Origin of the sequence: Sporosarcina thermotolerans, assembly GCF_030067815.1 — a bacterium.
In the GTDB taxonomy this organism is placed as follows: Bacteria; Bacillota; Bacilli; order Bacillales_A; family Planococcaceae; genus Sporosarcina; species Sporosarcina thermotolerans.
In genome coordinates, this window is the sequence record NZ_CP125968.1 from 3,206,801 (window position 1) to 3,231,416 (window position 24,616).

The 24,616-nt window shown below is 44.2% G+C and carries 22 protein-coding genes and 6 pseudogenes; 4 read left to right on the top strand and 24 right to left on the bottom strand.

What is annotated here, in order from left to right; translation table 11 throughout:
- Nucleotides 1-8: 8 nt before the first annotated feature.
- From QNH10_RS18035 to QNH10_RS18065, 8 genes and pseudogenes are all read right to left on the bottom strand, one after another.
- On the bottom strand, nucleotides 9-509 hold the full coding sequence (locus QNH10_RS18035; protein ID WP_283732665.1) for a flagellar protein FlgN: 501 nt from the start codon (nucleotides 507-509) through the stop codon (nucleotides 9-11).
- Entirely contained in the window at nucleotides 454-792 is a 339-nt protein-coding gene (gene flgM, locus QNH10_RS18040; RefSeq protein ID WP_283732666.1) for a flagellar biosynthesis anti-sigma factor FlgM, read from the bottom strand. The genes QNH10_RS18035 and flgM overlap by 56 nt, the downstream gene beginning before the upstream one ends.
- A 286-nt stretch (nucleotides 793-1,078) precedes the next feature.
- Nucleotides 1,079-1,504, bottom strand: coding sequence for a TIGR03826 family flagellar region protein (locus tag QNH10_RS18045; protein ID WP_283732667.1), 426 nt, complete (start codon nucleotides 1,502-1,504; stop codon nucleotides 1,079-1,081).
- Between the two features lie 14 nt (nucleotides 1,505-1,518).
- A complete protein-coding gene (locus QNH10_RS18050) occupies nucleotides 1,519-2,001 on the bottom strand; it encodes a ComF family protein (RefSeq protein WP_283732668.1) in 483 nt (160 codons plus the stop codon).
- Nucleotides 2,002-2,121: 120 nt separating this feature from the next.
- On the bottom strand, nucleotides 2,122-3,057 hold the full coding sequence (locus QNH10_RS18055; protein WP_283732669.1) for a helicase-related protein: 936 nt from the start codon (nucleotides 3,055-3,057) through the stop codon (nucleotides 2,122-2,124).
- 200 nt (nucleotides 3,058-3,257) lie between these two features.
- Nucleotides 3,258-3,341, bottom strand: a pseudogene (locus QNH10_RS21395) (hypothetical protein); the annotation flags it as partial.
- Nucleotides 3,307-3,498: a hypothetical protein gene (locus tag QNH10_RS18060; RefSeq protein ID WP_283732670.1), complete on the bottom strand. Its 192-nt coding sequence runs from the start codon at nucleotides 3,496-3,498 to the stop codon at nucleotides 3,307-3,309. The pseudogene QNH10_RS21395 and the gene QNH10_RS18060, both read right to left, overlap by 35 nt.
- A gap of 159 nt (nucleotides 3,499-3,657) precedes the next feature.
- Nucleotides 3,658-4,502: pseudogene (locus QNH10_RS18065) on the bottom strand (DegV family protein).
- A 310-nt stretch (nucleotides 4,503-4,812) separates the two neighbouring features.
- On the opposite strand from QNH10_RS18065, the pseudogene QNH10_RS18070 reads away from it, so the two are divergent.
- A pseudogene (locus QNH10_RS18070) lies at nucleotides 4,813-5,587 on the top strand (enoyl-CoA hydratase-related protein).
- A 181-nt stretch (nucleotides 5,588-5,768) separates the two neighbouring features.
- On the opposite strand, the gene QNH10_RS18075 reads toward QNH10_RS18070, so the two are convergent.
- The 7 genes and pseudogenes from QNH10_RS18075 to QNH10_RS18105 all read right to left on the bottom strand — a co-directional run bounded on the left by QNH10_RS18075 (nucleotide 5,769) and on the right by QNH10_RS18105 (nucleotide 12,609).
- The gene (locus QNH10_RS18075; protein ID WP_283732671.1) at nucleotides 5,769-6,416 is read right to left on the bottom strand and encodes a TetR/AcrR family transcriptional regulator; all 648 of its coding nucleotides are present in this window, start codon (nucleotides 6,414-6,416) and stop codon (nucleotides 5,769-5,771) included.
- A gap of 10 nt (nucleotides 6,417-6,426) precedes the next feature.
- Nucleotides 6,427-7,451: pseudogene (locus tag QNH10_RS18080) on the bottom strand (ABC transporter permease).
- The gene (locus tag QNH10_RS18085) at nucleotides 7,448-8,179 is read right to left on the bottom strand and encodes an ABC transporter ATP-binding protein (protein WP_283732672.1); all 732 of its coding nucleotides are present in this window, start codon (nucleotides 8,177-8,179) and stop codon (nucleotides 7,448-7,450) included. The pseudogene QNH10_RS18080 and the gene QNH10_RS18085 overlap by 4 nt, the downstream one beginning before the upstream one ends.
- A 203-nt stretch (nucleotides 8,180-8,382) precedes the next feature.
- Nucleotides 8,383-8,919, bottom strand: coding sequence for an SF0329 family protein (locus QNH10_RS18090; protein ID WP_283732673.1), 537 nt, complete (start codon nucleotides 8,917-8,919; stop codon nucleotides 8,383-8,385).
- Nucleotides 8,916-9,401: a GNAT family N-acetyltransferase gene (locus QNH10_RS18095; RefSeq protein WP_283734688.1), complete on the bottom strand. Its 486-nt coding sequence runs from the start codon at nucleotides 9,399-9,401 to the stop codon at nucleotides 8,916-8,918. Before QNH10_RS18095 ends, QNH10_RS18090 begins: the two co-directional genes overlap by 4 nt.
- A 76-nt stretch (nucleotides 9,402-9,477) precedes the next feature.
- Nucleotides 9,478-11,446, bottom strand: a pseudogene (locus QNH10_RS18100) (S9 family peptidase).
- A gap of 77 nt (nucleotides 11,447-11,523) precedes the next feature.
- Entirely contained in the window at nucleotides 11,524-12,609 is a 1,086-nt protein-coding gene (locus tag QNH10_RS18105) for a citrate synthase/methylcitrate synthase (RefSeq protein WP_283732674.1), read from the bottom strand.
- A 104-nt stretch (nucleotides 12,610-12,713) separates the two neighbouring features.
- On the opposite strand from QNH10_RS18105, the gene QNH10_RS18110 reads away from it, so the two are divergent.
- Entirely contained in the window at nucleotides 12,714-13,595 is an 882-nt protein-coding gene (locus QNH10_RS18110; RefSeq protein WP_283732675.1) for a LysR family transcriptional regulator, read from the top strand.
- A gap of 389 nt (nucleotides 13,596-13,984) precedes the next feature.
- On the opposite strand, the pseudogene QNH10_RS18115 reads toward QNH10_RS18110, so the two are convergent.
- The 7 genes and pseudogenes from QNH10_RS18115 to lplA all read right to left on the bottom strand — a co-directional run bounded on the left by QNH10_RS18115 (nucleotide 13,985) and on the right by lplA (nucleotide 21,711).
- Nucleotides 13,985-15,537 (bottom strand): annotated as a pseudogene (locus tag QNH10_RS18115) (fatty acid--CoA ligase family protein).
- 188 nt (nucleotides 15,538-15,725) lie between these two features.
- Entirely contained in the window at nucleotides 15,726-17,324 is a 1,599-nt protein-coding gene (locus QNH10_RS18120) for an FtsX-like permease family protein (RefSeq protein ID WP_283732676.1), read from the bottom strand.
- A complete protein-coding gene (locus tag QNH10_RS18125; RefSeq protein ID WP_347178073.1) occupies nucleotides 17,321-17,482 on the bottom strand; it encodes an FtsX-like permease family protein in 162 nt (53 codons plus the stop codon). The genes QNH10_RS18120 and QNH10_RS18125 overlap by 4 nt, the downstream gene beginning before the upstream one ends.
- A 200-nt stretch (nucleotides 17,483-17,682) precedes the next feature.
- Nucleotides 17,683-18,450, bottom strand: a complete 768-nt coding sequence (locus tag QNH10_RS18130; protein WP_283732678.1) for an ABC transporter ATP-binding protein — start codon at nucleotides 18,448-18,450, stop codon at nucleotides 17,683-17,685.
- A complete protein-coding gene (locus QNH10_RS18135) occupies nucleotides 18,401-19,453 on the bottom strand; it encodes a sensor histidine kinase (protein WP_283732679.1) in 1,053 nt (350 codons plus the stop codon). Before QNH10_RS18135 ends, QNH10_RS18130 begins: the two co-directional genes overlap by 50 nt.
- A complete protein-coding gene (locus QNH10_RS18140) occupies nucleotides 19,450-20,154 on the bottom strand; it encodes a response regulator transcription factor (RefSeq protein ID WP_283732680.1) in 705 nt (234 codons plus the stop codon). Before QNH10_RS18140 ends, QNH10_RS18135 begins: the two co-directional genes overlap by 4 nt.
- A gap of 564 nt (nucleotides 20,155-20,718) precedes the next feature.
- Entirely contained in the window at nucleotides 20,719-21,711 is a 993-nt protein-coding gene (gene lplA / locus QNH10_RS18145) for a lipoate--protein ligase (protein ID WP_283732681.1), read from the bottom strand.
- A gap of 278 nt (nucleotides 21,712-21,989) precedes the next feature.
- On the opposite strand from lplA, the gene yhfH (QNH10_RS18150) reads away from it, so the two are divergent.
- Entirely contained in the window at nucleotides 21,990-22,115 is a 126-nt protein-coding gene (gene yhfH, locus QNH10_RS18150; RefSeq protein WP_283732682.1) for a protein YhfH, read from the top strand.
- Between the two features lie 77 nt (nucleotides 22,116-22,192).
- The gene (gene yhfH, locus QNH10_RS18155; RefSeq protein ID WP_283732683.1) at nucleotides 22,193-22,318 is read left to right on the top strand and encodes a protein YhfH; all 126 of its coding nucleotides are present in this window, start codon (nucleotides 22,193-22,195) and stop codon (nucleotides 22,316-22,318) included.
- Nucleotides 22,319-22,357: 39 nt separating this feature from the next.
- Here yhfH (QNH10_RS18155) and QNH10_RS18160 read toward each other — a convergent pair whose 3' ends face one another.
- Both QNH10_RS18160 and hemY read right to left on the bottom strand, forming a co-directional pair.
- Nucleotides 22,358-23,215 carry a glycerophosphodiester phosphodiesterase family protein gene (locus QNH10_RS18160; RefSeq protein ID WP_283732684.1) on the bottom strand — a complete coding sequence of 286 codons (858 nt, stop codon included), beginning with the start codon at nucleotides 23,213-23,215 and terminating at the stop codon, nucleotides 22,358-22,360.
- A gap of 46 nt (nucleotides 23,216-23,261) precedes the next feature.
- Nucleotides 23,262-24,614 carry a protoporphyrinogen oxidase gene (hemY, locus tag QNH10_RS18165; protein WP_347177919.1) on the bottom strand — a complete coding sequence of 451 codons (1,353 nt, stop codon included), beginning with the start codon at nucleotides 24,612-24,614 and terminating at the stop codon, nucleotides 23,262-23,264.
- Nucleotides 24,615-24,616 lie beyond the last annotated feature (2 nt).

Below are 24,616 nucleotides of genomic sequence, written 5' to 3' on the forward strand. Positions count from 1 at the left end.
TGTTCCTCCTATGCTTGAGAGTCGAAGTTTGGTATATCCCTCGACGCTTTTTTGCCGTTAATGCCTGTTTTTGAGTAAGTGACCGATTCCGTACGTGGTCGAACCATGTCCAGCGACAGATTCACAAATTGAAGGGATTGGTAGGTCAGTTTTTGGTTGAGATCATTTTGCCATTTCAATTCATGAATCGCATGCAGGAGACGGTCCCTCGCCTCCGTAAGTTGTTCAGTATCCGGAATGGGAGTTGCTTCAATCAGGTCGGTGATTGTTGGATTCATCGGCATAGAAATACCTTTTCCTTCAAGATAGTTGCTGACCGCATTCTGCCTGCTTTGGTCCATTTGGACGATTGCAGCGAGATGTGCCTGCTCATCTTTTAGGAGTTGGTCAATGCCTTGAATATCGCCATTTTTAATGAGTTCCGATTTTTCTTTTGCGATGCGAAGCAGGCTCTTATGCAATTTTTCCAGATTGTCGAGTATGGAAAGTATTGTTTCGATTGTCATCATAGTCCCTGCTTTCATCTAACTTATTTTTTGTAGTAGTTGAGTAGGCTTTGGGCCAATTTTTGGGGTCTACTTTGTAATTTCCCGATTCGATTTGCGCCTTCAGTGATTGAACACGTTCGTTTCGTTCGATTGTGATTGGTGATGTTTCGGAAAGTTGTTTTGCTTCGGATGAGATTTCAATCTTGTCGGTTTTGATTTGGTGGTTTTCCTTTGCCTGTTCAACTTTCATTTGGTTGGCGCGGTATGGGTTGATGGGCGTGATGTTGACTCTATTTATTTTCATGATTTGGCTCCTTTCTTGGAGTATTTATATCCTTATGCTTTATTTCGGCATTTTTGAGCTGAGGTTTAGCTTAATGTGAAAGATTTGTGTATGAATACGTTCTTGGAGATAGTGTTTCCTTAATTAGCATAGAAAAAACCGACTTTTTATGGAGTCGGTTTTTCGTTTATGCGCTTTTGGGGTGATTTATGCGTGTTTACGGCTGTTTATGCTTTTTTGGAATGAAATATGCGTGTTTCCTACGAGTTATGGAATTTTGGAAGGATTTATGCGTTTTTGTAGAAATTTATGTGTTGAATTTATCTTCTCTCGTCATCTTTCCATGTGCCAAATACGTTTCATTCATTTCAATAATGGTTTCTTGTGATGCTTCGTATGCGTCTAACTGGCTTTTAAGTTTGTTGGTGCAACTTTCGCATATTTTTCCTGTTGTGATTAATTCTCCACAGTTCTCACATGGGTAGCCAAGGCCGGGGAACCGTGAGGGGTGAAGATGGCCTTTGCGCACCCATTTAAATAGCAATGTTGTAGTTACTCCCGTTTCTTGGACAATTCTTTGAACGGTTGAGGCGCGATTTTCTCGTCTTCTTAAAAACTGATGCACTATATCGAACATTTTTTCCTCTTCTTTTGTACACAATGGACAGATATCACTTAGTCCGTTATATTCGAATATTCCTTTGCAGGTTGAACAATTTCGTATTTCCGTCATAATGTTTTTTTCTCCTATCTTTCTGCACGTATGAGCGTGACCGCTTCCACTCTTTCAGCACCTGCTTCAAGTAAAGCGGTGGCTGCATGTTGGAGTGTCGTGCCGGTTGTGTATATATCGTCGACAAGTATATATGTAGTTTGTTGGATGACTGTACCTTCTTTGATTGAAAATAAATGGCGCATCGCAAGCCGTTCTTCCCTCGTCTTCTCCCCCATCACTTCGGTGTTCGTTTTTACGAGCAAGTCTTCGAAAGGGATGTTCGCCGCATGCAACAGCTCTTCGACATGTGAAAAAGTTCTTTCAATTTTTTTATCTAAATGCATTGGGATCGGCACAATAATTGCGTTTTTCCGTTTGAGTTCATTTCTTAACTCATTCGCAAAGACGCCAGAGAGTGCGACATCTTGGAGGAATTTGTATTGATGGAGATATTCGCGCATTGCTTCATTGTACGTATAAAGGGATTTGACGTGATGTAGAACATCCCCTCTCACTAGTATCGACACGTTCGAAGCTATTTGAACAGATTTCGCATATTAATAAAGTCTTTTCGATGGCAAGGAGAGATTGCCAGCTTGGTGTACTCGCAAGTTTTTGTTCACAAAGGAGACAGTTCATTTTTGGGGACCTCCTTTATTCAACTTCATAATTTCGTTTTTCGCGTCATCCATCGCGTAGGTGATTCCGTTATGGAAGAACGTGAAATCGCCTGTCGGGAATTCTGCTGAACGTCCGACTCGACCACCGATCTGAATAAGGGCGCCTTTATCGAAGATTTGCTGTTCCGCTCCAACTACTGCTACTTGGACGTTCGGGATTGTTATCCCCCGTTCAAGGATGGTAGTCGTCAATAGGCCAGGAAGTTCTTTATTCCGAAGTGCCTGTACGTGTTCCTTCCTGTCTGGATGCGATGCATGGACGGATTGGATATGTGGATTGAGTAGTTGGAATAAAGGCCTTGCTTCCTCCATTAAGCCGATATGATGGAAGAATATCAGGAATGGTTCATTTTTCGTGAACCTTTGCTTAGTCCATTGTACCAGTTTTTTTGGAAGTTTTCCTTTACGTATTTGTTTTTCATAGTTCCAAAGGGATTCATACGTCGGAACGGGTAATGGATGGCCATGATAGCGACGATTAATAGTAGAGATGGAACCCGATCGTTTCATGTTGGAAATGAGCTTATCTGAGGGGGTTGCCGTAACGTAATGGGCAGGAGCACCGGGTTTCAATGCTTTTTGGACGGCTCTTTGCAGCGTTTCATCTGCCTTATATGGGAAGGCATCCGCTTCATCGACGAAGATGGCATCAAAGGCATGTTGGAATCTGTATAGCTGATGAGTCGTGGCAAGCACAAGCTGGGACGCTTCCATCGTTGGTTTCGCGCCGCCGTATAATGCTTCGATTTTCGAATGCGGAAACGCTGTGCGCAGACGTGGTTCGAGTTCGAGAATGACATCAACTCTTGGAGCCGCGATGCAGACACGCTTTCCTTCGGATAAAAGCTTATGGATTGGCGGGAATAAAATTTCCGTTTTCCCGCTCCGCAAACTGCGTAAATGAGATGGGAAATTTGCTGTTCCTGGCTTCTGATAAGATCCTCAGATGCCTTTTGCTGATGCGGCGTAAGTTTCCCTTGCCAAGCCAAAGTGTGGTTTGTCGGGTATTCAGGTTTATCACCGCTCCAGACGACCAATTCCGTGCATGAGGAAACTCGCCCCATTTTGAGGCAGTGCCTGCAATATGTACAAGGTCCTTCGCATTTGGCACAGTTAAATGTTGTGAAAAGGGCCGGATTATTATTTTCGCATCGGTTGCAGATGCTGTTTTTGATTCATGAATGAAGGTTTTGTTTGGATGCCTTCGATAATCTGAATATGACCCATTTCGATCTGTGCGGTTATTTCTTCAGGTGGAAAAGGGGTGTGCATGCGCAACCAAATACGACCATGCAGGAAATCCCTGATTGCCGAATTGAAAGGCTTTGTCATGTGTACACCCCTTTTCTTATTATTATTGATGTATGATTGCGTTTATGCGTAATTGAGTCCTTTTATGCGTTTCTGGCCCGATTTATGCGGTTTTTCAACGCTTTATGCGTATTTACGGCATTTTATGCTTACTTTCAGCAATTTATGCGTTTATTCACATTAAGCCTTCCGTTTCACCCATCCGAGTCCCATTGATCCTTCGCCTAAATGTGTGCCGATCACGGGGCCGAAATGGCTAATTGTGAATTCGACGTCAGGTAAGAGTTCTGACAGTTCTTCTTTCCAAGCTTCTGCCTCTTCCGGACGGTTTGCATGGATGATTGCCGCTTCAAGGGGCATTTTCCCCGCGTCTTCCGCAAGCATGTCCGCGATTCGTTTCATTGCTTTTTTACGTGTTCGGATCTTTTCGAATGGCACAATCACTTTGTCGTGGAAATGAAGGATCGGTTTAACTTGGAGCAGTCCCCCAATCAATGCTTGCGCACCGGATAACCTTCCGCCACGTTGTAAATGCGCGAGATCGTCCACCATGAAATAAGCACGCATCGTCTTTTTCATTTCATTAAGCTCCGCCATAATTTCATCTGGCGTAGCGCCTTCCTTAGCCATTTTGGCGGCTCTGATTACATAGAATCCTTGAAGATAACATGACAATTCGGAGTCGAATGCGCGCACATCCACGCCCTCTGTCATTTCTCCAGCCTGTACTGCTCCTGCGAAAGTTCCGCTAATTCCGCTTGATAGATGGATTGAAATGATTGTCTCATGGTCCTTTTTCAATGAGTGAACAACTGTGCGAATTTCCCGACAGGTGGCTGGGAAGTTTTTGGAAGCGGTCCGTCACCACGTACCTTATCGTAGAATTCCGCCGACTTTAGGTCGACTTCCTCTTCATATGCTTGTCCATCGATTGTCACCGTCAAAGGGATGACGTTGATATCCAATTCTTTTACTATGTTAGAAGGCAAATATGCCGTACTATCCGTAACTATTGCTGTGTTCACTTGTATCACTCCCGAATAACATTCTACTCGAAACAAGCAGAAAGAACAAAAGCTGAGGGCGCTTGCCCAACTGCGACAGGCATAAGGCGAAGATGCGTAGTGGCGTTTTTTGCCACAGAGCAGCTTTGACTTATGACCCGAGCAGTTAGCGCCCGAAGCTGGATGGGACAAAAGCTTAGAGCGGCTCGAAGAATGTCGAATTTACCTCCAGCTAATACTACGAGTATACTAATTTTTTAGTTACTTTCATAGCGACATCTACTAATAAATGATATGTTTGTAGTAAGTTTTTACAAATGGGGGTTTTAAAATGGATACGCTTTTATATGAACAAGAGGGGCATATTGCGCGTGTGACGCTTCATAGACCGGATGCGATGAATGCATTTAATTACGATATGCTGTCTGAACTTGGAATGGTTGTCGAGTCAATTCGCATTAATCCTGATATCCGTGTCGTTATTTTTACGGGGCGGAGTTCGTGCGTTCAGTGTGGGGGCTGATTTGAAGGAACGGAAGCTGTTGACCGATGAGCAGGTGAAGCGCAATATTTACAAAATTGGTGAAGTGTTTACGATGATTGAAAACTTACCTCAGCCAACGATTGCGGTATTGAACGGATATGCATTCGGTGGGGGCATGGAGCTTGCCCTATCTTGCGATTTCAGGTTTGCGGTCGATACGGCAGTCATGGGATTGACGGAAACGGGACTTGCAATTATTCCGGGAGCTGGCGGAACGCAGCGCTTGCCAAGATTGATTGGCGAAGCAAAAGCGCTTGAGCTCATTTTGACGGCAAGAAGGTTGGATTCGAAATCGGCATTGCAATATGGTATTTTGACTTATGTTGCTTCTGCTGCGGACATGATAGAGTTGTTGGACCGATTCACAGGTGAATTGCTTGGCAATGGACCAATTGCGTTACAGCAGGCGAAATTTGCTATCAAGCATGGGATGAATGCGGATTTACAGACTGGACTTGCGATTGAGCGCAAGGCGTATGAGATTACGATTCCGACGGAGGATCGACTTGAGGCGCTTGCTGCGTTTGCGGAGAAGCGGAATCCGGAGTTTAAAGGGAAGTAATTTTAGATAGATAACGGGTAGGTATAGGGATTTTCCTATTCCTACCCGTTTTTGTATTGCGGATTTATGCGTGTTTGGGAGATGTTATGGACTTTTGAATACATTTATGCGTTTTTGTAAGGATTTATGCGCTTTTGCAAGGATTTATGCGTTTATTGATTGATTTCCATTAAGAAATTACTCAATTCTCTGCTGTTAGTCCTTTCATAAGGAATGTGATCATTTGATTTATCTCTTCTACATCATTCCAGTTCGCGCCAATGACGTGTTTTGTGACGAAATAGCCCATGATTGTGGAAGCGGTGAGGCGGATGACCGTCGTTGGAGGCATGTTGGTGATCTGCCCCTTTATTTGGTAATGCTCCACGATTTGAGTGAAGCGTCCGAGGACTTTTTTTCCGACGTGTTCGATGAATTGCTCCCTTAATTCGTAATGGAACGGAATTTCCTGGAGGAAGATCTGGACGACTTTCAGGTTTTTCTCAAGGAATTCCTGCCTGTTTTTTATCATGGCACGTAGGAAATCTTCGAAGTGCTCGAATTCCTTATCTAACACTTTGTTCAAGTCTTTGATGATGAATGGTGCCAGCATTTTGACCATCATTGGGGTGACGATGGAAAGTAACAGTTCTTTTTTCGTTTTGTAATGGCGGAAAATGGTGCCTTCAGCGACACCCGCTTTTTTGGCGATTTCATTTGTCGATGTAGCAGCGAAGCCTTTTTCCGCGAACATTTCGGTAGCTGCAACGAGGATTTGCTTTTGTTTTTCTGTTAGGCTTTCGTCTTCCTGCAGCATTTCTTCAAGTAGATGTTTATTTTGTTCAGTCATGATGGACTCCTTATATTTTACGATATTTTCGTAGGACCATAATATTTACGGCGATGAACAATAGACAGAATCCTAATAGAGCAAGCAAATTCGGATAGATGTCGCCCCACCCATATCCCCTTACCATGACGTCGCGGAGTGCTTCAGCGGCGTAATAAAGAGGGGTCAGAATACCGATCCAGCTTAGCCATTCGGCAATCGTCTCTAAGTTGAATAGGCCCGAGAAAAAGACTTGCGGGACGACAACAATCGGGATGAATTGCATCATTTGCAGTTCATTATGTGCGAATGAAGAAGTAGGATGCCAAGCGTGAGTGCTGTCAATGCAAGCATCAGGATGATCAGCAGCACATAAAAAAATGCCCCCTCCATCACCATGTCTAATACGTAAATTGCATATGCTGTTATGATTGTTGACTGGATCATCGTGAAAAGTCCAAAGCCGATAACGTATCCAGCGACGATTTCCCATTTCTTGAGCGGACTTGCGAGCAGCCTTTCAAGTGTGCCAGTTGTGCGTTCACGTAGGAATGAAACGCCTGCGATTAGGAAAACGAAAAAGAATACGAAAAATCCAAGGAGAACCGGACCGAAATAATCGAACTGCCCCATGTCGCTTGAGCCATGCAAATAGTGGATATTCAAATTGCTTTCTTCTACGTGCGAAGGTATCGGCAAAGCGTTTTGAAGCCATCTCATCGTAGCTCCTGTGACACTCGGGTCACTTCCTTCAAGGACGATGGTCGGTGACATTCCCTCGATTTTCAAGTAACCGTCCAACTCCTGAGCGGCAAGTTTTTCTTTCGCTTCATTCTCATTGCTGAAAGTTTTCACTTCCGCACCACTTGTATCGATTTGATCCACAAGTATCTCCGGGACATCGACCAATCCAATCTTAGGGATGTAATCGGAACCATTGAAGACAAAATACAGCATTGTCAAAACCAATATAGGTGCAAAGATAAGCAGCCCGATTGTCCGTTTATCTCTGACAAGTTGACGAAGAATCCTTTTTACCAGTGCCATCACTCTCATCGTTCAACACCTCCGAAAACAAGGAATGCCTCTTCGATTGTTGCTGTATTTGTCTGCTTTTTCAGCTCTTCAGGCGTGCCGACCGCGATTAATTTCCCGTCACGCATTAACCCAAGGCGATCGCATTTATCGGCCTCATCCATTACATGCGTTGTGACGATAAGTGTTTTGCCTTGTGCTTTCAAATCAGTGAATGCTTTCCAAATGCTTTTTCGTAGGACAGGGTCGATGCCAACAGTCGGCTCGTCAAGGATCAACAATTCAGGTTCATGAAGTAGCGCAATGGCAAGCGATAATCTTCTTTTCATCCCTCCGGAATAATTGGACACTAATTTTGTGACGTCTCCGGAAAGCTTGACGAGTTCCATCACTTCCTTGATACGCTGCGATTGTTTCTGTCCTTTTAATCCGTATAGTTCGGAGAAGAATTGAAGATTTTCTTTTGCCGATAAGTCTTCGTAAAGGGCGTCCGATTGGGCCATATAACCAATCCGTTTGATCAGTTGCAAGGAAGGCATTTTTTCCTGGAATAAATAATTCTCACCCTTGGTCGGTTCGTCAAGGCCAGCCAATTCCTTCACCAATGTTGTCTTTCCCGCTCCAGATGGACCTAATAAGCCGAAAATTTCCCCTTCATTGATCTCCAGACTAATGTCTTGTAAGACGACATGCTTGCCAAAACTTTTGGAGACATTTCGAATCGAGACGCAAGCTTGCTTTTCATTCATGGAAAGTCACCTCTTTCTACAGTGAGTGATTACTCACTTTAGATTAATAGATAATAAGAAGATTGTAAAGTGAGTAATCACTCATTTCCGTTAATTAAATGTGGTCAAGTTACCCTGCGCAAGTTTCACCTTCCTAAAATATAGAAGATAATATGGAACAACAAAAATCCTCCCGATTTCAGGAGGATTTTTGTCTATTCATATCAACCTTCTATTTCATCGCGAAGTTTATAAAAACTACGGACAATCTCTTTTTCATCTGTTACATTAATATCCTTCCGCCTTCGCTTCCCAAGTCTCCGATCGAATAAGGCAATTGCCCGAATGAAAGGATGCTCATGGGTAAGCGCTTTGTCAAAGGGCATGTGGATGTAATCAAACAGTAGCCCGATGATTTCACCTGCCGGATATAAGCCACTCTCTCTAACTTCAGTTTCAGCATCATCATACGCTGCGTGAAGCTGTTTAAGTTCATTTGATTCCCACATCTTCCGCCAATCGGAATCCCATTTCAACGGGTCGATCGCCCTTTCTACAGTTAGTTCCTGACCCCGGGATGTGGCTGCGAGGTTATAGGGTATATCGGAAGCGCGAAAAATTTCATCTCCGTCAAATGTTATGCGAAAAGTGCCTGTTTGGTCATGGCTTTTCCGATGGATAATCCAATGGTATTGGACTCTCCCCTGAAGCGGTTCACATAGAAATCCTTCCGCCAATTGCTTTAACTTCGACCATCTCATTTCGCTTTATGCTCTTCCCACTCTTCTCGCAACACGCCCATACGGATGGAGTCGTAGTAGACACCGTTCCAGAAACGTACTTTGCGGATACGCGCTTCCATTGTCATGCCTAATTTTTCAGCTACTCGGATCATCCTCATGTTCCCGGACCAAGTCGTAAGACCGACGCGGACAAGCGGCATTTCATTGAATAAATGATCGATCCACATTGTGAGGGCTTTCGTTCCAAAGCCGCCACTCCAATATTTCGGCTCGTATATGAGGATGCCCATTTCGAGCCAAAGGGACGGCTTGTGCTCCCAGTAATAGCTGAGCATGCCGATAAGTTCGCCGTCCACTTCGATACCCCAATAATCATCTTGTGCTATTAATTTGTCTTTACGTTCTAAATAGACTTCATACGACATTGTCATATGCGGATAATAAGGAGCATCCCATTTCTTCCATTCTGGATTTTCCTCTTTGAAAGTAAGTTCCCACATACGTCGCAAGTCATCTTCTTTAATAGGGCGAATGGTTACGCCTTCAAGTGTATACGTCAAACTGTGTCCTCCGAAATTATAGGTATTTCGCGAACCAGCCCGTCATCTCATTTAGTCTTTCGATTCGCAGATTCGGTGCACCGGTCCGCGATAGATTATGGTCTGCATCAGGGAATCTGACGAATTCCGTCTCTTTCCCCATGCTCTTTAACGTAATATAAAGCTGTTCAGCCTGTTCAATCGGGCAACGGAAATCTCTTTCAGAGTGGAGGATCAATAATGGAGTCTCCACATTTTCCGCATATTTCAACGGAGAATGCTTCCATAATGTCTCTACATCCTTCATATCCGCCGCGATTTGCCATTCGCTGAAGTAATATCCGATATCGGAAACACCGAAGAAGCTGATCCAGTTACAGATCGAACGTTGTGTAACTGCTGCTTTGAAACGGTTCGTATGGCCGACAATCCAGTTCGTCATGAATCCGCCATAGCTGCCACCTGTCACGCCGAGACGGTCTGCGTCAATCCAAACATTCTCGGAAAGTGCAGAGTCGACAGCTGCCATGATGTCCTCATAGTCGCCGCCACCGTAATCACCACGTACAGCGTCAACGAATTCTTGGCTGTACCCATGGCTCCCGCGTGGGTTGATGTACAGGACACCATATCCACTTGCCGCAAACAGCTGCATTTCATGGAAGAATGTGTTGCCGTACATTGCGTGCGGACCGCCATGGATATTGACGATTAATGGGTATTTCTCCCCTTCTTCGAATCCTGCCGGTTTCATAAGCCAACCATGTACATCCCAATCTTTAGGACCTTTAAACGTTATTGCTTCCGGATGAACAAGCTCTACTTCCTTCAAATAATTATCATTGAATGAAGTGAGAGCTTTCCTTTCTCCGGTTGCAATACATTTGATAGATTTCACCAGGATGTACAGGGTCACTAATAGCGACTAACGCAAAATCACCCTCTGCATTCACATCATATCCATAGACATGCTCGTTTTCCGGCGTAGCTGGATACAGCTCTCCTTCAAGTGTTGCGAAATAGAGACGGACATCTCCCATCGTTGAAAGTTGGAAGTACAGGTCATTGTCTTTCGTCCACACGGCGCTTGGTGCGCTTGCCGATTGCTGATGATCCGCGGCAGTATAATCCCCGACAGGTGCATCGATGCTTTCAGTGATATTAATTGTATTGCCCCTTTTCGTGTCGTACACATATAAATGGCCGTGTGAAGCGTTTTGGTATGCACGGTCCGAACCTACGAACGCAATATAATTGTCATCCAATGAAAAGCGTGCGCCACCATAATAGCCCTCTTCTTCAATGATTACCGTTTCTTCCTTCGTTTCCACATTCACCAAAAAGAGTGGCTGACGGAATTCATGGTCCAAGTTTTCCTTCCGGTTCACACCGATGACAAGATGTTGGCCATCATTTGAAACCGCCTGTAATGAATGCTGGAAATTTCCTTCAGTAAATTGAGTGACCTCCTCAGTTTCAAGATTGACGAAACCGATTTGCTTGTATGAATCCTGTGGCAATAAACCGACGCCATCCATTTTGTACTTCATTTTCGTAACGCGTACTGGTTCAGGCTTCTTTTTATCGTTCTTTTCTTCTTTGAAACTGAAGTCCCTGCCTTCTTTTAGCGATGCGTCAAACCAGATTTTTGTACCGCAAGGAGACCATTGGAAGCTTGAAACGCCTTTATCAAAAGACGTTGCTTTTTTTGCTTCTCCACCACGTACAGGCAGAATATACAGCTGATTTTTATCGTCGCGATTCGACAAAAAAGCGATTTGCTTTCCGTCCACTGACCATTTAGGTGAGCTGACACGGTGTTTTCCGTGCGTCCATTGCGTCACTTCGTTTGTAGAAAGGTCAATATGGTACAAGTTTGAAATGTATTTATTATCCTCTTCGTCGATATGCGTTTTGATGAACAGCGCTTCTTTCCCGTCTGGTGATAACTGTGGGTTTGTGACGGATTGTAGTTTAAATAGGTCGTCTACTTGTAGGTTTCTCATATGGAATTCCCCCTTCTTTTTCTATTCTACATATTTCGACACCCGTAACAGTTATCCCTTCTTCATTTTTAAATTTATTAAAATTTATTTCCGACATATAAAGATTGTGGTCGGAAAATGGTGTTATCACCTTGTTGTTCGATTGCATGGGCCGTCCATCCGACAATTCTTGCGGCGCTGAATGCCGGAGTGAACAGTTCAGGCGGCATGTTGATGGCACGCATGATGGCTGCCGCATAGTATTCGACATTTGTGTATAATTCTCTGCCTGGTTTATACGTCTTGAGTAAGTCGATAATTTCTTTTTCGGCTGTCGTCGCAAGATCTAACCACTCATCTTTACCTGCCATGCTTTCACATTTCTTCCTAAGTAGAATTGAGCGCGGATCTTCTGTTTTATAAACCCGATGGCCGAATCCCATAATTCGCTCACCGTTTTTTAATCTTTGCTCGATTACTGGACGGATATTATTTTGAGTACCTATTTCCTCAAGCAGATCGATGACTCCTGAAGGGGCACCTCCATGTAATGGACCTTTCATCGTTCCGAGCGCTGAAGTAACGGCCGCCGTCAAATCGGATTCAGTAGAAATCGTGACCCGCCCAGCGAAAGTAGAGGCATTCATGCCATGCTCCATCGTCAGTTTCAAGTAGGTCTCAAGCGCTTCAACGTGTACATCAGTAGGTTTTTCGTAATTTAGCATCCAGAGGAAATTGGCAGTATGCGAAAGATTTTCGTCCGGCTCAACGATGGGCAATTGATTCACATTCCTGTAATGCCTTGCGATGATAACGGGTAACGCAGCGGTGAGAACAATCGCCTGTTCATCTATCGGTTTTTGCTTGAATTCAACCTGACCATATGCAGAAATTGCGGTCCGGATCGCATCCATTAGTGGAATATCTTTCGGTAGGATATCGATAATGGATGCAATATGCTGTGGAAGTCTTCTGCCTGCTCGCATCTTCGACTTCAATGAATTCAGTTCCTCTTCGTCCGGGAATTTACCATGCCATAAAAGGTAAGCCAATTCTTCGAATGAATGATCCGGGACTAACTCGCCCACTAAAATCCCCCTATATCTGAGCTCCCCCAACTCACCGTCAACTGATGCGATCTTCGTATGGACTGCCACAACATCCTTCAAACCTCTATTAAACATGTTCATTCCTCCTTTTCTTTTAGTATAAAGTAAAGATATAATTAATTAAATTGAATAATTACTATTGACTTAATTAAATTTATTAATCAATCAGGAGGGGTTGAATGGATACTCAATGGCTACGAACATTTATCATAGCGGCAGAAGAACTGAACTTCCGGAAAGCCGCGGAAAAACTGATGCTGTCCCAACCAAGTGTGACTGTACAAATCCGGCTATTGGAAGAGCATTTAGGGATACAGCTTTTTGATCGGATCAATCGACGTGTATCGCTGACTGAGGCAGGAAGATTGTTTTACGATGAGGCAGTAGGATTAATACAGAAGTTAGATGATAGCGTAGATCGAATGCATGCATTTGCGCAAGGATACAGACGGAACTGGACAATTGCAATTTCACCATTAATGGCGGAAACGATTTTGCCATATTTTTTGAGGACCTTCATGGAACGGCACGAGGAAGTCGAATTGACGATTCGAGTTGAGGAGTCGGAATTGATCGAACGCCTTGTCGACAGTGGCGAAGTAAATTTAGGCATTTCAGCACTCGACGCGACACTAAAAAATATTGAATCCCAGCGCATTTACGAGGATCCAATTATCTTTGTCATGCCGACCGACAGCTATGACGAAGAAAGCGGACCACAAATTGATGTAAAAGAGGCATTGATGATTAATTATTTACTTACCCACCATCACCCCGTCTATTGGGATGAATTGCTTTTCACATTAAACAAGCAGATCCCGGGCATTCGGACGATGAAAGTAACGCAAGCCCATATAGCCAAACGGTTCATCCAAGAAGGAATCGGCGTCTCATTCCTCCCCCACTCAATTGTACGCCGTGAATTATTGGAAGGAAGACTCATGAGACCCCACTTCGACCTATTCCCCCTCCCCTCCGTCGCCACTTTCATCCTGTTGAAAAAGAAGGGAGATCTGGAAGAAGAATTCATCCGAGACATCTCCGGATTCTACTTTGGATGAATTACCGATATCGCGGAGAAGAATAGTGTATTATTGTTCTAATAGTCGTGAAAAGTGTTTTTGACAAATTAAGGTTTTAAAAATGTAGCAGATGCGGCGGTTATGCGTGATTGCGGGGGATTTATGAGGTTTTGAATGGATTTATGCGTGAGTTCCGGAGTTTATAAACTTTTGTATGGATTTATGCGTGTTTAGGAGGGTTTATGCGTATTTCGAAGGTGAGATACTATTTTCATGTTAAATACTCTCTATTGATTGAAGCGGAAGGCGGCGACTCCTGCGGGATTTAGCGCGAATGGCGAGACCCCGCAGGTAGCGAAGCGGACGAGGAGGCTCGCCCGCGCCCCGCGGAAAGCGTCCGCCTGAAGCGGAAATCAATGTTTGTACTGTTATTGCTTCACTATATCCTTCAATGACCGTCTAAGAATTTTACCTGTTGTATTCTTAGGCAGTTCACTCAAAAACTCGATCGACTTCGGAACCTTATACTTTGCCAAGCGCTTCGCACAATACGCCTTCAACTTCTCGGCATTTCGTTCTGCGCCTTCCTTCAAAACAACAAAGGCTTGAACTTCATCGCCAAAATCAGCATCCGGCACACCAATCACCGCAGCTTCAACAATATCGCGATGCTCAAACAACACTTCTTCAACTTCACGCGGATACACATTATATCCGCCAACAATAATCATATCCTTCTTGCGGTCTACAATATAGAAATAGCCATTTTCATCCTGTCGCGCCATATCCCCAGTATATAGCCAACCATCGCGGATTGCGGCAGCTGTATCCTCAGGCATCTTATAATAACCCTTCATCACATTCGGCCCTCGGACTACAAGCTCACCTACTTCACCAACCGACACTTCATCCCGAACTCATCGACGACTTTATTTTCCACATTCACAATACTTCTTCCAATCGAACCCGGTACGCGTTCTCGGTCTAATGGATTGAAGCAAGTGACAGGAGACGCTTCGGAAAGGCCGTATCCTTCCGAAATCCTTACATTGAATTTAGATTCGAAATTTGTTAAAAGCGCCACAGGCAATGAAGCCCCGCCCGAAATAGCTATCCTAATATTTTTAAAATCCTCCGCCGCCCCTTCAGGGAACTGATAAAGGAAATTGAACATCGTCGGAACGCCTGCAAAAATGGTAGCCTGCTGCGCCTTAATTGTTTCAAATACTTCTGCGGGACTGAACTTCGGCAGCAGTAAAATCGTTGCACCTTTTAATAATGGTGCATTGACAACAACTGTAAGCGCGAACACATGAAATACCGGCAATGTCGCAATAACGCGGTCTTCCTCTGAAAAACTTAGGTAATCCGCGGTATCTCGTGCATTCGAATACAAATTCTTATGCGTCAACATCGCGCCTTTCGGATGTCCAGTTGTACCCGATGTGTATAGAATGACAGCGGTTTCATTTTCATCAACTTCAATTGGAGCTTTGTTAGGCCTGTCCTTCGCAAAGAAATGTGTAAACTGGCTCACTTTCTTTCTCACATCTTCCGGTAATTCCGAAATTGAACTTCCGGTTAATGTACTTGTCTCACAAATAATATAATGTTCGATTGTCGGGAACGAGGTAGCAGCCTTTTCGACGAGCGGCAATAGCTGATCAAGCGCAATGACAACCTTCGCATCACTATTATGTAGGATATACGAGATTTCACTTGGTGAATAAATCGGATTGATTGGAATTGCAGTAGCCCCAATCCGCATCGTTGCGTAAAGTGAAACGATGAAATGCGGCGTATTCCCTAATAAAAATGCAACATGGTCTCCCTTTTTAACCCCTAAATCTTCAAGTCCTTGAGCAAACGTGGACACATGCTTGTCGAACTCGCCGTATTTCGTATCTTTGCCCATGAAATGATAAGCCGTCTTTTCCGGCTTCAGTTTCGATGTTTCATAAACCTGTGTGACCAAATTCATACATAACATCCCCTTTCCCAAAAAATGAACAACCATTCATAATTCTCTCTATTATTATATAAGAAAAGTTTATAGTTAACAATGATTTTTGAAAATCTACTCAAATAGTAATAGTCCGAATGCTAAAAGCGTATTCTTTATTTCGGAAAATTAGTAAAGAAAAACATCGAGCCCATGCCTTTTCAGCATCAGCTCGATGTTCGGATATGCGCAAGATAGCGCCAGCGGATCAGATAGAAATAGATGACCTGTAAAATTGTAAACCCAAGCAAGACGAAGATTAGTTCACGCACAATCGAAATCTCGGCGAGTGCATCCCAAATGACTTGCAATGTTAAAAATGCAAAGGAACTATGCAACAGCGCCACTCCCCAAGGGACAAAGAATTGTGGAATAAGCTGTCGATTGATGATTTTCTTGAACTCCCTATCGGTAATGCCCATACGCCGCAGCACATCGAATTGCTTCCGGTCACTGTCAAGGGAAGTGTACAACCTGAAGTAAATAAAACTTCCCGCAGCAAGTAGAAATACTCCTGCTAACAATAAACCGATGAAAAGCAATAAGGTGAATGTTGTCCGTATGATGGAATAGTTCCGCCCTGGATTATCAAACGTGTAATTAAGTTCATGGGATGTTCCCGCCAAAATCGATTCCGTCATCGAATGCTCAATCGTCATGCCGATATTCTTCGTCATCTGCCACTCCGGGATGTCGAAAGCATGATAAACAACCGATGGAGTTTTAACGAAAGCGGCAATCCGGTCAAAATCCGTATCATTCAAAATGATTGCATTCGTTCCAATCGCATGTGCCGGGAATAATTGGTGAGGGTACGCGCCGTTGATCCGTATGGAAACTCCGCTTTCCTCCAATACCGTTTCGACAATTTGACTGTTCAATTGCTCGAATGTAGAAATCGTCGGTGGCAGGAATAGTGCCTCTCCTTCGTCCAATTCAAACGCTGTATTGCCAAAAGCCGTCGCTAACTCATTAATACTTGAGAGTTTAACGATGGATACTGTGAATTCCGTATAGGAAGAGCGTTGTTTCAAGACTGGAAAATCTACATATGTGTACTCAAGCCCATTTCTCCTTAATTCATCACGAAGCCGTTTAATGTTCTGTTCCTCCATCTTGTCACCCGGATAGCTGACATAGACAAGGCCAAGAGGGTTCACTTCCCGGTACTGCGAGGCGAATGAAGTTAATGAAGCAAGAATACCTACCGACATGAACGCGACCGTAGATACGATTGTGACGATGAAAAACATCCTCGCATTTTCCTTCAAACGGATTACCCCTTCGGATATGGCCAACAACCGGAAGTGACGCCAATACAATTCCTTCCTCCCTTTGAAAAGATGAAGAAGGAATGGCAAGGAATCCGTAAAAAAGAAATACGTTCCAAGTGTTGCAAGTGGTGGTAGAAGGAAAATGAGCCCGATGACAATATTATTGGATGTAAGTGAAGCCAACGTATAGGAAAGCACTAAAAGGATTAATCCAAGAGAACCACGGATTTTCGAAAAGCCTTCCTTTTCTTTTCCACTGCCGTCCCCGCGGATTAGTTCATGCAATCCGTCAGTCCGGATGAATACGGGAGCGACAAGCGAAATGATGATGAAAAGGCTAAAAAATGCACCTACGGTTAATGCAAATGGTTCCCATGATAAATACAATGGCAACGCAGGCAATAGGACAATCCGTTTAACGACCATGAAGAAAAACTTCGAGAACATATACCCTAAAAACGTCCCCACTCCGATTGAGCCCGCACCAATCATATCGTCTCGATGAAAATGAGCCGATGCAATTGCCGTTTTTCCATACCTAAATGAAGGAGGATGCCAAACTCCTTCGTCCTCGCCTGCAAAAATGCACGCATCGAATAAAACAAGAAAAACATTGTAAATATGTAAAGGATGAGTTCCGCTGCACCCATGCCCAACAACGCAATATCCCGTAAGGAGCCCCCTCAATGGATGGATGGAAAAGCAGCATGGAATAAAGGAAAAAAACCATTACCGAAAAAACACTCGCCATGAAAAAGGCCGCGTAAATTCGCCGATTCCGCACAACATTCCGATAGGCAAACTGGCGAAACGTCATGCAGCAGACCTCCCTATTTGGAATGAATCACATCTATCGCAAATCATGGACATTTCCTCCAAGCAAACTAAGCACATTCAATATCCGTTGGAAAAACGTCTGTCGTCTTTCATCCTTATAAATTTCATTGAAAATCTCCCCATCCTTGATGAACAACACACGATCGCAATAGCTTGCTGCAATCGGATCATGCGTCACCATAATGATAGTCGTCCCCTCGGTTTGATTGATATGGCTGAGCAATTCCAATACTTCCTTTGCAGATTTGGAATCAAGGTTCCCTGTCGGTTCGTCCGCAAGGATAAGTTTCGGTTTATGGATTAGCGCTCTGCCGACAGCTGTCCGCTGCGCTTGTCCGCCTGATAACTCATCCGGTCGGCGATTAAGAATTTCAGTTAATGTGAGTTGATCTGCCAATCGAGCGATCCGTCTTTTCATTTCCGAAATAGGCAGCCCATCCAATGTGAGAGGCAGAACAATGTTCTCTTCAACAGTCAGCATTTGGAGCAAATTGATGTCCTGGAAGACAAAGCCGAAATTACGTCTCCTGAAGAGCGCCAATTCATTGCCATTCAACGACTCGGGCTCAATTCCGTCGATTAGGACCTGTCCGTAAGTGGGCATATCGATTGTCGAAATGATGTTCAACAATGTCGTTTTGCCACTGCCGGACGGCCCCATAATTGCGATGAATTCCCCTTCGTCCGCTTCGAAATCCAGCCGGTTTAGCGCACGATGGATCACCTTACCTTCATAGATTTTCGTTATCTGCTTCAGTTTTAGGATTGCGTTCTTCGGCATCCGCCTCACCCATCTCTCCATTTGTAAACAAGATCTTCACAGCCGTACCTTTTCCAACTTCCGATTTAATCGCCAATGGGTGTCCTAACTTCCCGCACACTTCATCTGCAATATAAAGGCCCATCCCTGTCGACTCACCCGTGAGCCTTCCGTTCTCACCAGTAAAAAACGCCCTTGTCACCCGCTTCAGATCGGATGCCGGGATGCCTACCCCTTCGTCACGTATCGTCAATTCAAATCCTTTTTTCGTATGCTCCGCGGATAAATACACTCGCTTTCCTTCGCCGAACGTATATTTCACAGCATTTGTGATGAATTGCCCGATGACGATCTTCATCCATTTCGGATCGGTCGCAACGACCAACCGCTCATCGATTGAAATAACCGGAAACACACCGTTTGTAATGAACAACCGCTTATGATCCGTCACAATTTGTTGGGTAAGACTTTTCAAACCGACCCGTTCGATATGCATATCTTCTTCGAACGTCCCAAGCCTTGCATTGACAAGCACAGCATCCAGCCCGCGTTGTATTTTATCCACTTCTTCCCGGACACTTCTTTTATCAAGCTCCCCTTCTTCTTGAAGGAGTAAATTAATGACAGAAATCGGCGTCTTCATCTGATGCACCCATTGATTCATGAAATTGAGTTGCCGATGCTGTGTCGCATAAAGGGTCTGCACTTCATTCTGGTGCAGACTATACAAATCACGCATAAAATCCGAAGACCTTTTCTGTTCAGACGTTCGCACATTCCTGATGAGCGCATCCTCCATCTTCGTCGGTTTGCGGATAATCGCATTGTAATACGATCTTCTTGTGATGAATTTCGCCCCAAGGAATGCACCTAACAACAGCATGCTGATGATGATCGAGTAGATCATCGTGTTGATGCCGGTGAATCCATCCAGCCAATACAAAACGATTATGAACGATATAAGGAACATTTCGAAGATGACCCATGACAAGTATTCATTTATGAATAAACGGATCTGCCTCATGATTCCTCCGGCGCCGCTAATAGCCGATAGCCCGAGCCACGAACTGTCTCAATAGTCGACTTCACACCATAATCAGTGAGTTTCTTCCGCACACGCGTCATATTCACATTCAACGTATTCTCATCGACAAAAGACTGATCATCCCATAACTCCTCAAGAAGCGTCTCGCGCGACACCACTTTCGGCGACGCCTCCATTAGCAGTTCAAGAATGATGGCTTCTTTTTTCTGAAGCGGAATCGCCTCATCACGTAAATGAAGTTCCATCCGTTCGATGAACAACTCAAGCGCACCTAACTTCACAGTCCGCTCCCCCTGACTCGGCGCATACTCCCCGAACGCCCTTCTCAAATGACTCCTGATCTTCGCAAGGACGATCTCGTAATGAAAAGGTTTCGTAATGAAATCATCCCCACCATTCTCAAGCGCAAACACTTGATCCATATCCCCGGATCGAGCCGAAATATAAATGATCGGGCATCGTGTATGCTGCCGCAATTGACGGCACCAATAATACCCATCATAAGAAGGCAAATTTATATCAAGCAAAATCAAATGCGGATCAAACGCCAAACACTCCGTGTCCACATTATCAAAATCCTCCACAATCGCCACATCATACTGATACTTCCGAAGCGTCTCCGCCAATAAATGTGAGATTTTCTTATCATCTTCCACAATAAAAATACGGTGATTCGCCAATGCCAATTCCCCCCTTACCAGTTCCTATATTATATCGTATCATTGAAAAATTCGCTCGGCATCAGTGATCACAATCGCCCAGGGGCGGTTATCACCACTTGGGTGGAGTTTATCACCGCTTAGAGGAAGTTTATCACCGCTTAGGCAGACTTTATCACCACTTAGAGGAAGTTTATCACCGCTTAAGCAGGAGTTATCACCGACTCTTGGAGCGTTATCACCGACTTGGGGGAGTTTATCACCAACTCTTGCCACTTTATCACCGAATCACTCAAATACACCCGTTTTCCACCTGAAAAGTTGCACTTCACTTAGAAACGCGCACCAATGAAAATGCATTACCACCGACTTTTGGGGCGTTATCACCGACTCTCGGCCTGTTATCACCGACTCTGGGGAGTTTATCACCGACTCTCCGCAGTTTATCACCGACTCTCCGCACTTTATCACCAACTCGCCCAAATTCCACATCCTCGAACCAACAAATCCGCCAACACCCTTTCCTCAAACCCCACATATACTAAACCAAAAGAAAAAAACCGGCATGCACCGGTTTTCTTTCAATCAATAAATTAAATTAATGAATTCTTCTTTCGTAATACCACCAAGGATCGTTGGAATGTCTACTCCTTCAATCGCATTGCTAATGGATTCACGATCGTATTGGACATTTTTCAAACTTTCTTCAACAACCTGAACCTCACCTACACCGAAGAAATCCCCGTATATATTCACGTCTTGGATATTTCCGTTTTCTACTTGAAGGCGCACATCGATGCCACCAACAGGGAAACGATGTGAATGCTGTACGTTGAATTTAGGCGATTTGCCGTAATTCCAGTTCCAGTTGCCGTAACGCTCAGCTGACAACGCATGGATATTTTCCCAATCCTGCTCGGTCAACTCCATGTATTGAATATTTTCTTCGCCCCCGAAAATCGAGTTCAAAATGTTCATTCGGAACTGTTCGATTGTCATCGGTTCTTCGATGAATTCCGAGATATTCGCGACACGGCTACGGATGGACTTGATCCCTTTTGATTCAATCTTGTCCTTCCTGACACGCAACGCGGAAACGACCCGCTCAATTTCAGTGTTGAACATAAGAGTTCCATGGGTGAACATACGGCCATGTGTAGCAAACTGCGCGTTGCCCGAAACTTTACGCCCTTCGACAAGTATGTCATTTCGGCCTAACAATTCCGCCTTTACTCCCATATCTGCCAACGCTTTGATGACCGGCTCCGTGAACTTTTTGAAGTTACGGAAAGATTCTCCATCATCCTTCGTTATGAAACTGTAGTTGAGGTTTCCTAAATCATGGTACACAGCACCGCCCCCGGAAAGTCGGCGGACGACATGAATACCGTTTGCATCGACATACTCTGTATTGATTTCCTCGACGGTGTTTTGATTTTTCCCGATGATGATTGAAGGTCCGTTAATATAGAACAGCAAAAACGAATCTTTATCGACGTCCATGTTTTTCAGTACATACTCCTCGATCGCGAGGTTGATACGTGGGTCTGTTATGCCTTTATTATCAACGAAGAACACACTAATTGCCCCCTATGTAATTGAATTCATCTCTATTTTATACGAAATAGCAAAATAAGTCTTGACATTTGTTCGGTTGTTATAATACACTGACAATATTAATCTTAGTTATAGAACAAGAGATGATGAATATGTTGACCGGGAGTATAGAATCATAGAATCGCCCCATTAGCCAATTGTGAAAATACCGTAGTATACTATTTTTTTATCAATACTGTTATACTACAAACACATATTATTCAAGTAGTATTAATACAGAATAGATTGGAGAGAACAATATGATCGAGAATGTCATCGAGTTTTTCAAGAACCTACCTGCTAAATCCTGTACTACATGCGGAAAAGAAATTGAGGAACAGCACGAATGCTACAGTAATAAATGCGAAGAGTGCAATGTCATCTAATTTTTTTATCTAAACTGTTATATTACAAATAACTATATTCATTTAGTGTTACTACAGAATAGATCGGAGGGATTGTTATGATGGAGAATGTCATTGAGTTTTTCAAAAACCTGCCACCGAAAACCTGTATTACTTGCGGAAAAGAAATAGAGGAACAGCATGAATGCTATAGCAATAAATGCGATGAATGCAATATAATTTAGTCAACATAAAAGCAGCTGAGAACGCAAACTCAGCTGCTTTTATTCATCCAATAAATCCGGTTCATTCGTATGAATTCCATTTACCCCCATCGCCTTCAAACGCAATGCCGCTTCCGCATCATCCACTGTATATGCATGGACGACAAGCCCTTCTTTATGCATTTTATTCACAAATGAAGGGGTTATCGCTTCATAACTCACTCCGACTCCGGATGCATAGGATAGCATATCCTTCAACTCCTTCTTCGGAATTTTAGCCTCCTCATCTTCATCAAAGGAAATCAATTGCAGTAATGGAATTGCTGGATTTAGCCTATGCACTTCCTTCAGTGCCTCTTTATCAAATGAATGGATAATGGCTCTCGGATAACCATTACTGTTCTCACTAATCAATTCATATTCCTTCATCAGATCGATTATCTTCTTTTCAATTCCCACGTATTGCTCCGTATCCTTCAATTCGATGACATAATGGATATCATCCGCCATCTCATCAAAGACTTCACTCAATATCGGAATTTCATAGGCATCCTTGTCACGACCCGTGACTGCAACTATTTCGCCCTCTTCCTCATTGGCGTCTAACTCTTTCAGTTCCCTAAGAGTATAGTCCTTTATTTTACCCATGGATTCAGTCGTGCGGTCTACTTCGTCATCATGCATGACGATAAGCTCTCCGTCTTTTGTCAAATGAACATCAAGCTCAATATAATCAGCGTCTAATTTCTCCGCAAGCTCGAATGACGGCAGTGTATTTTCCGGTTCATAAGCCGAAGCCCCACGATGAGCGATCATAATGAACCCATCTTCAGGCATGGGATTATCCCAATCCGACCCAAGGGAGCAAGCCGACAATAAAATAAGCGCAATACATATACCGATTATTTTCTTCATCATATCTCCCCCTCTAAGTCAAAAAGCCCGCACTAGGCGGATTTTTCTTTTAATTATGAAACAGCTCTTGAAGTACTTCTTCCACAGCTGCTTTTCCTTGGTTGACACAGTCCGGCAAGCCGACCCCGTCATAGGAGGCGCCCGCTAATTTGACGTTCGGAAACTCTTGTTTCAATTCAGCACGTGCCTCGTCAACACGTTGGCGATGACCGACCCTATATTGAGGACGATCTTCCTTGAATCGTGTGATGACTGAGAAATCGGGTTTGCCTTTGATCGTAAGAACTTTACCAAGGTCCTCAAGTACGATTTTCTCAATTTCACCATCCGGCAAATCGACGATCGCTTCTTCCCCGATCCGTCCGACGAAAGCACGTAGCAGAATTTTTCCTTCCGGCGTCGTTGTCGGCCATTTCCGATGGACCCATGTACATGCCGTTATGGAATAATCGTTGCTTCTTGAAACAAGGAAACCCGTGCCTTCCTTGTCCTGGACGACGGCATCTGCAGGAAATGCAAGGGCGACAGTCGCAACAGAAGTCGTCTGGATTTCCTTCAAGCCTTTAAGCAGTCCGTGAGAAGCGAATAGTTGGTGGGCAGCCATATGGCCCGTCGTTACGATGACCGCGTCTGCCAAAACGACTTCCCCGTTATTCAACTCAAGGATAGTTTGGTTCCCCTGTTTCGAAATGTTTTCGATGCGGACCCCTTTCTTCACAGTCCCCGGAAATAGTTGCTGTTCCGCAGCTTCTACGATTGATTCAAGACCATTCCGGAATGAATGGAATGCACCCTCTTTCGAAGCCCCGTGTCCATCCTTCTGCGGCACTTGCTTCGGAGTCGTTCTCTTCATCCCAAGGATAAGGCTCCGGTGCTTCTTTTCCACTTGGTAAAATTGAGGGTAAGTCGATTGCAAACTCATATGATCGATATCCCCTGCATAGACACCGGAAAGAAGTGGTTCAATTAGGTTATCCACAATCTCCCTGCCGAAACGACGGCGGAAGAATTGACCGAGTGACTGATCTCCCTCGACTCTGGAGCGCGGTAAGAACAAATCTCCAGCTGCCCTCAGTTTTCCGGTCAATGAAAACAGACCTGATCCTAAGAATGGACTCATCTTCGTCGGAATTCCCATGACAGAGCCTGGAGGAATCGGTTGAAGCCGGCCATTCACGAGGATATGCGCTTGCCCGGTTGCATTTCGCACTAACTCCCCGTCAATACCGAGGTCTTTGGCGAATTCCTCCATGCTTTTCTTACGAATCAGGAAGCTGTCAGGACCACGTTCAATCACAAATCCGTCGCGGCGAACCGTTTGAATTTTACCACCGAGGCGTTTGGTCGCTTCGATGAGCATTACTTCGATTGGCAAATTCTGTTCCTGTGCCGCCTTTTGCATAT

Bases quoted from the DNA above. Each gene is read 5' to 3' on its own strand.
- QNH10_RS18035 (WP_283732665.1), bottom strand. From the start codon at position 509: ATGATGACAATCGAAACAATACTTTCCATACTCGACAATCTGGAAAAA.
- flgM (WP_283732666.1), bottom strand. From the start codon at position 792: ATGAAAATAAATAGAGTCAACATCACGCCCATCAACCCATACCGCGCC.
- QNH10_RS18045 (WP_283732667.1), bottom strand. From the start codon at position 1,504: ATGACGGAAATACGAAATTGTTCAACCTGCAAAGGAATATTCGAATAT.
- QNH10_RS18060 (WP_283732670.1), bottom strand. From the start codon at position 3,498: ATGACAAAGCCTTTCAATTCGGCAATCAGGGATTTCCTGCATGGTCGT.
- QNH10_RS18075 (WP_283732671.1), bottom strand. From the start codon at position 6,416: ATGACTGAACAAAATAAACATCTACTTGAAGAAATGCTGCAGGAAGAC.
- QNH10_RS18085 (WP_283732672.1), bottom strand. From the start codon at position 8,179: ATGAATGAAAAGCAAGCTTGCGTCTCGATTCGAAATGTCTCCAAAAGT.
- QNH10_RS18090 (WP_283732673.1), bottom strand. From the start codon at position 8,919: ATGAGATGGTCGAAGTTAAAGCAATTGGCGGAAGGATTTCTATGTGAA.
- QNH10_RS18095 (WP_283734688.1), bottom strand. From the start codon at position 9,401: ATGTGGGAACTTACTTTCAAAGAGGAAAATCCAGAATGGAAGAAATGG.
- QNH10_RS18105 (WP_283732674.1), bottom strand. From the start codon at position 12,609: ATGTTTAATAGAGGTTTGAAGGATGTTGTGGCAGTCCATACGAAGATC.
- QNH10_RS18110 (WP_283732675.1), top strand. From the start codon at position 12,714: ATGGATACTCAATGGCTACGAACATTTATCATAGCGGCAGAAGAACTG.
- QNH10_RS18120 (WP_283732676.1), bottom strand. From the start codon at position 17,324: ATGATTGGTGCGGGCTCAATCGGAGTGGGGACGTTTTTAGGGTATATG.
- QNH10_RS18125 (WP_347178073.1), bottom strand. From the start codon at position 17,482: ATGGGTGCAGCGGAACTCATCCTTTACATATTTACAATGTTTTTCTTG.
- QNH10_RS18130 (WP_283732678.1), bottom strand. From the start codon at position 18,450: ATGCCGAAGAACGCAATCCTAAAACTGAAGCAGATAACGAAAATCTAT.
- QNH10_RS18135 (WP_283732679.1), bottom strand. From the start codon at position 19,453: ATGAGGCAGATCCGTTTATTCATAAATGAATACTTGTCATGGGTCATC.
- yhfH (WP_283732682.1), top strand. From the start codon at position 21,990: ATGATCGAGAATGTCATCGAGTTTTTCAAGAACCTACCTGCTAAATCC.
- yhfH (WP_283732683.1), top strand. From the start codon at position 22,193: ATGATGGAGAATGTCATTGAGTTTTTCAAAAACCTGCCACCGAAAACC.
- QNH10_RS18160 (WP_283732684.1), bottom strand. From the start codon at position 23,215: ATGATGAAGAAAATAATCGGTATATGTATTGCGCTTATTTTATTGTCG.
- hemY (WP_347177919.1), bottom strand. From the start codon at position 24,614: ATGCAAAAGGCGGCACAGGAACAGAATTTGCCAATCGAAGTAATGCTC.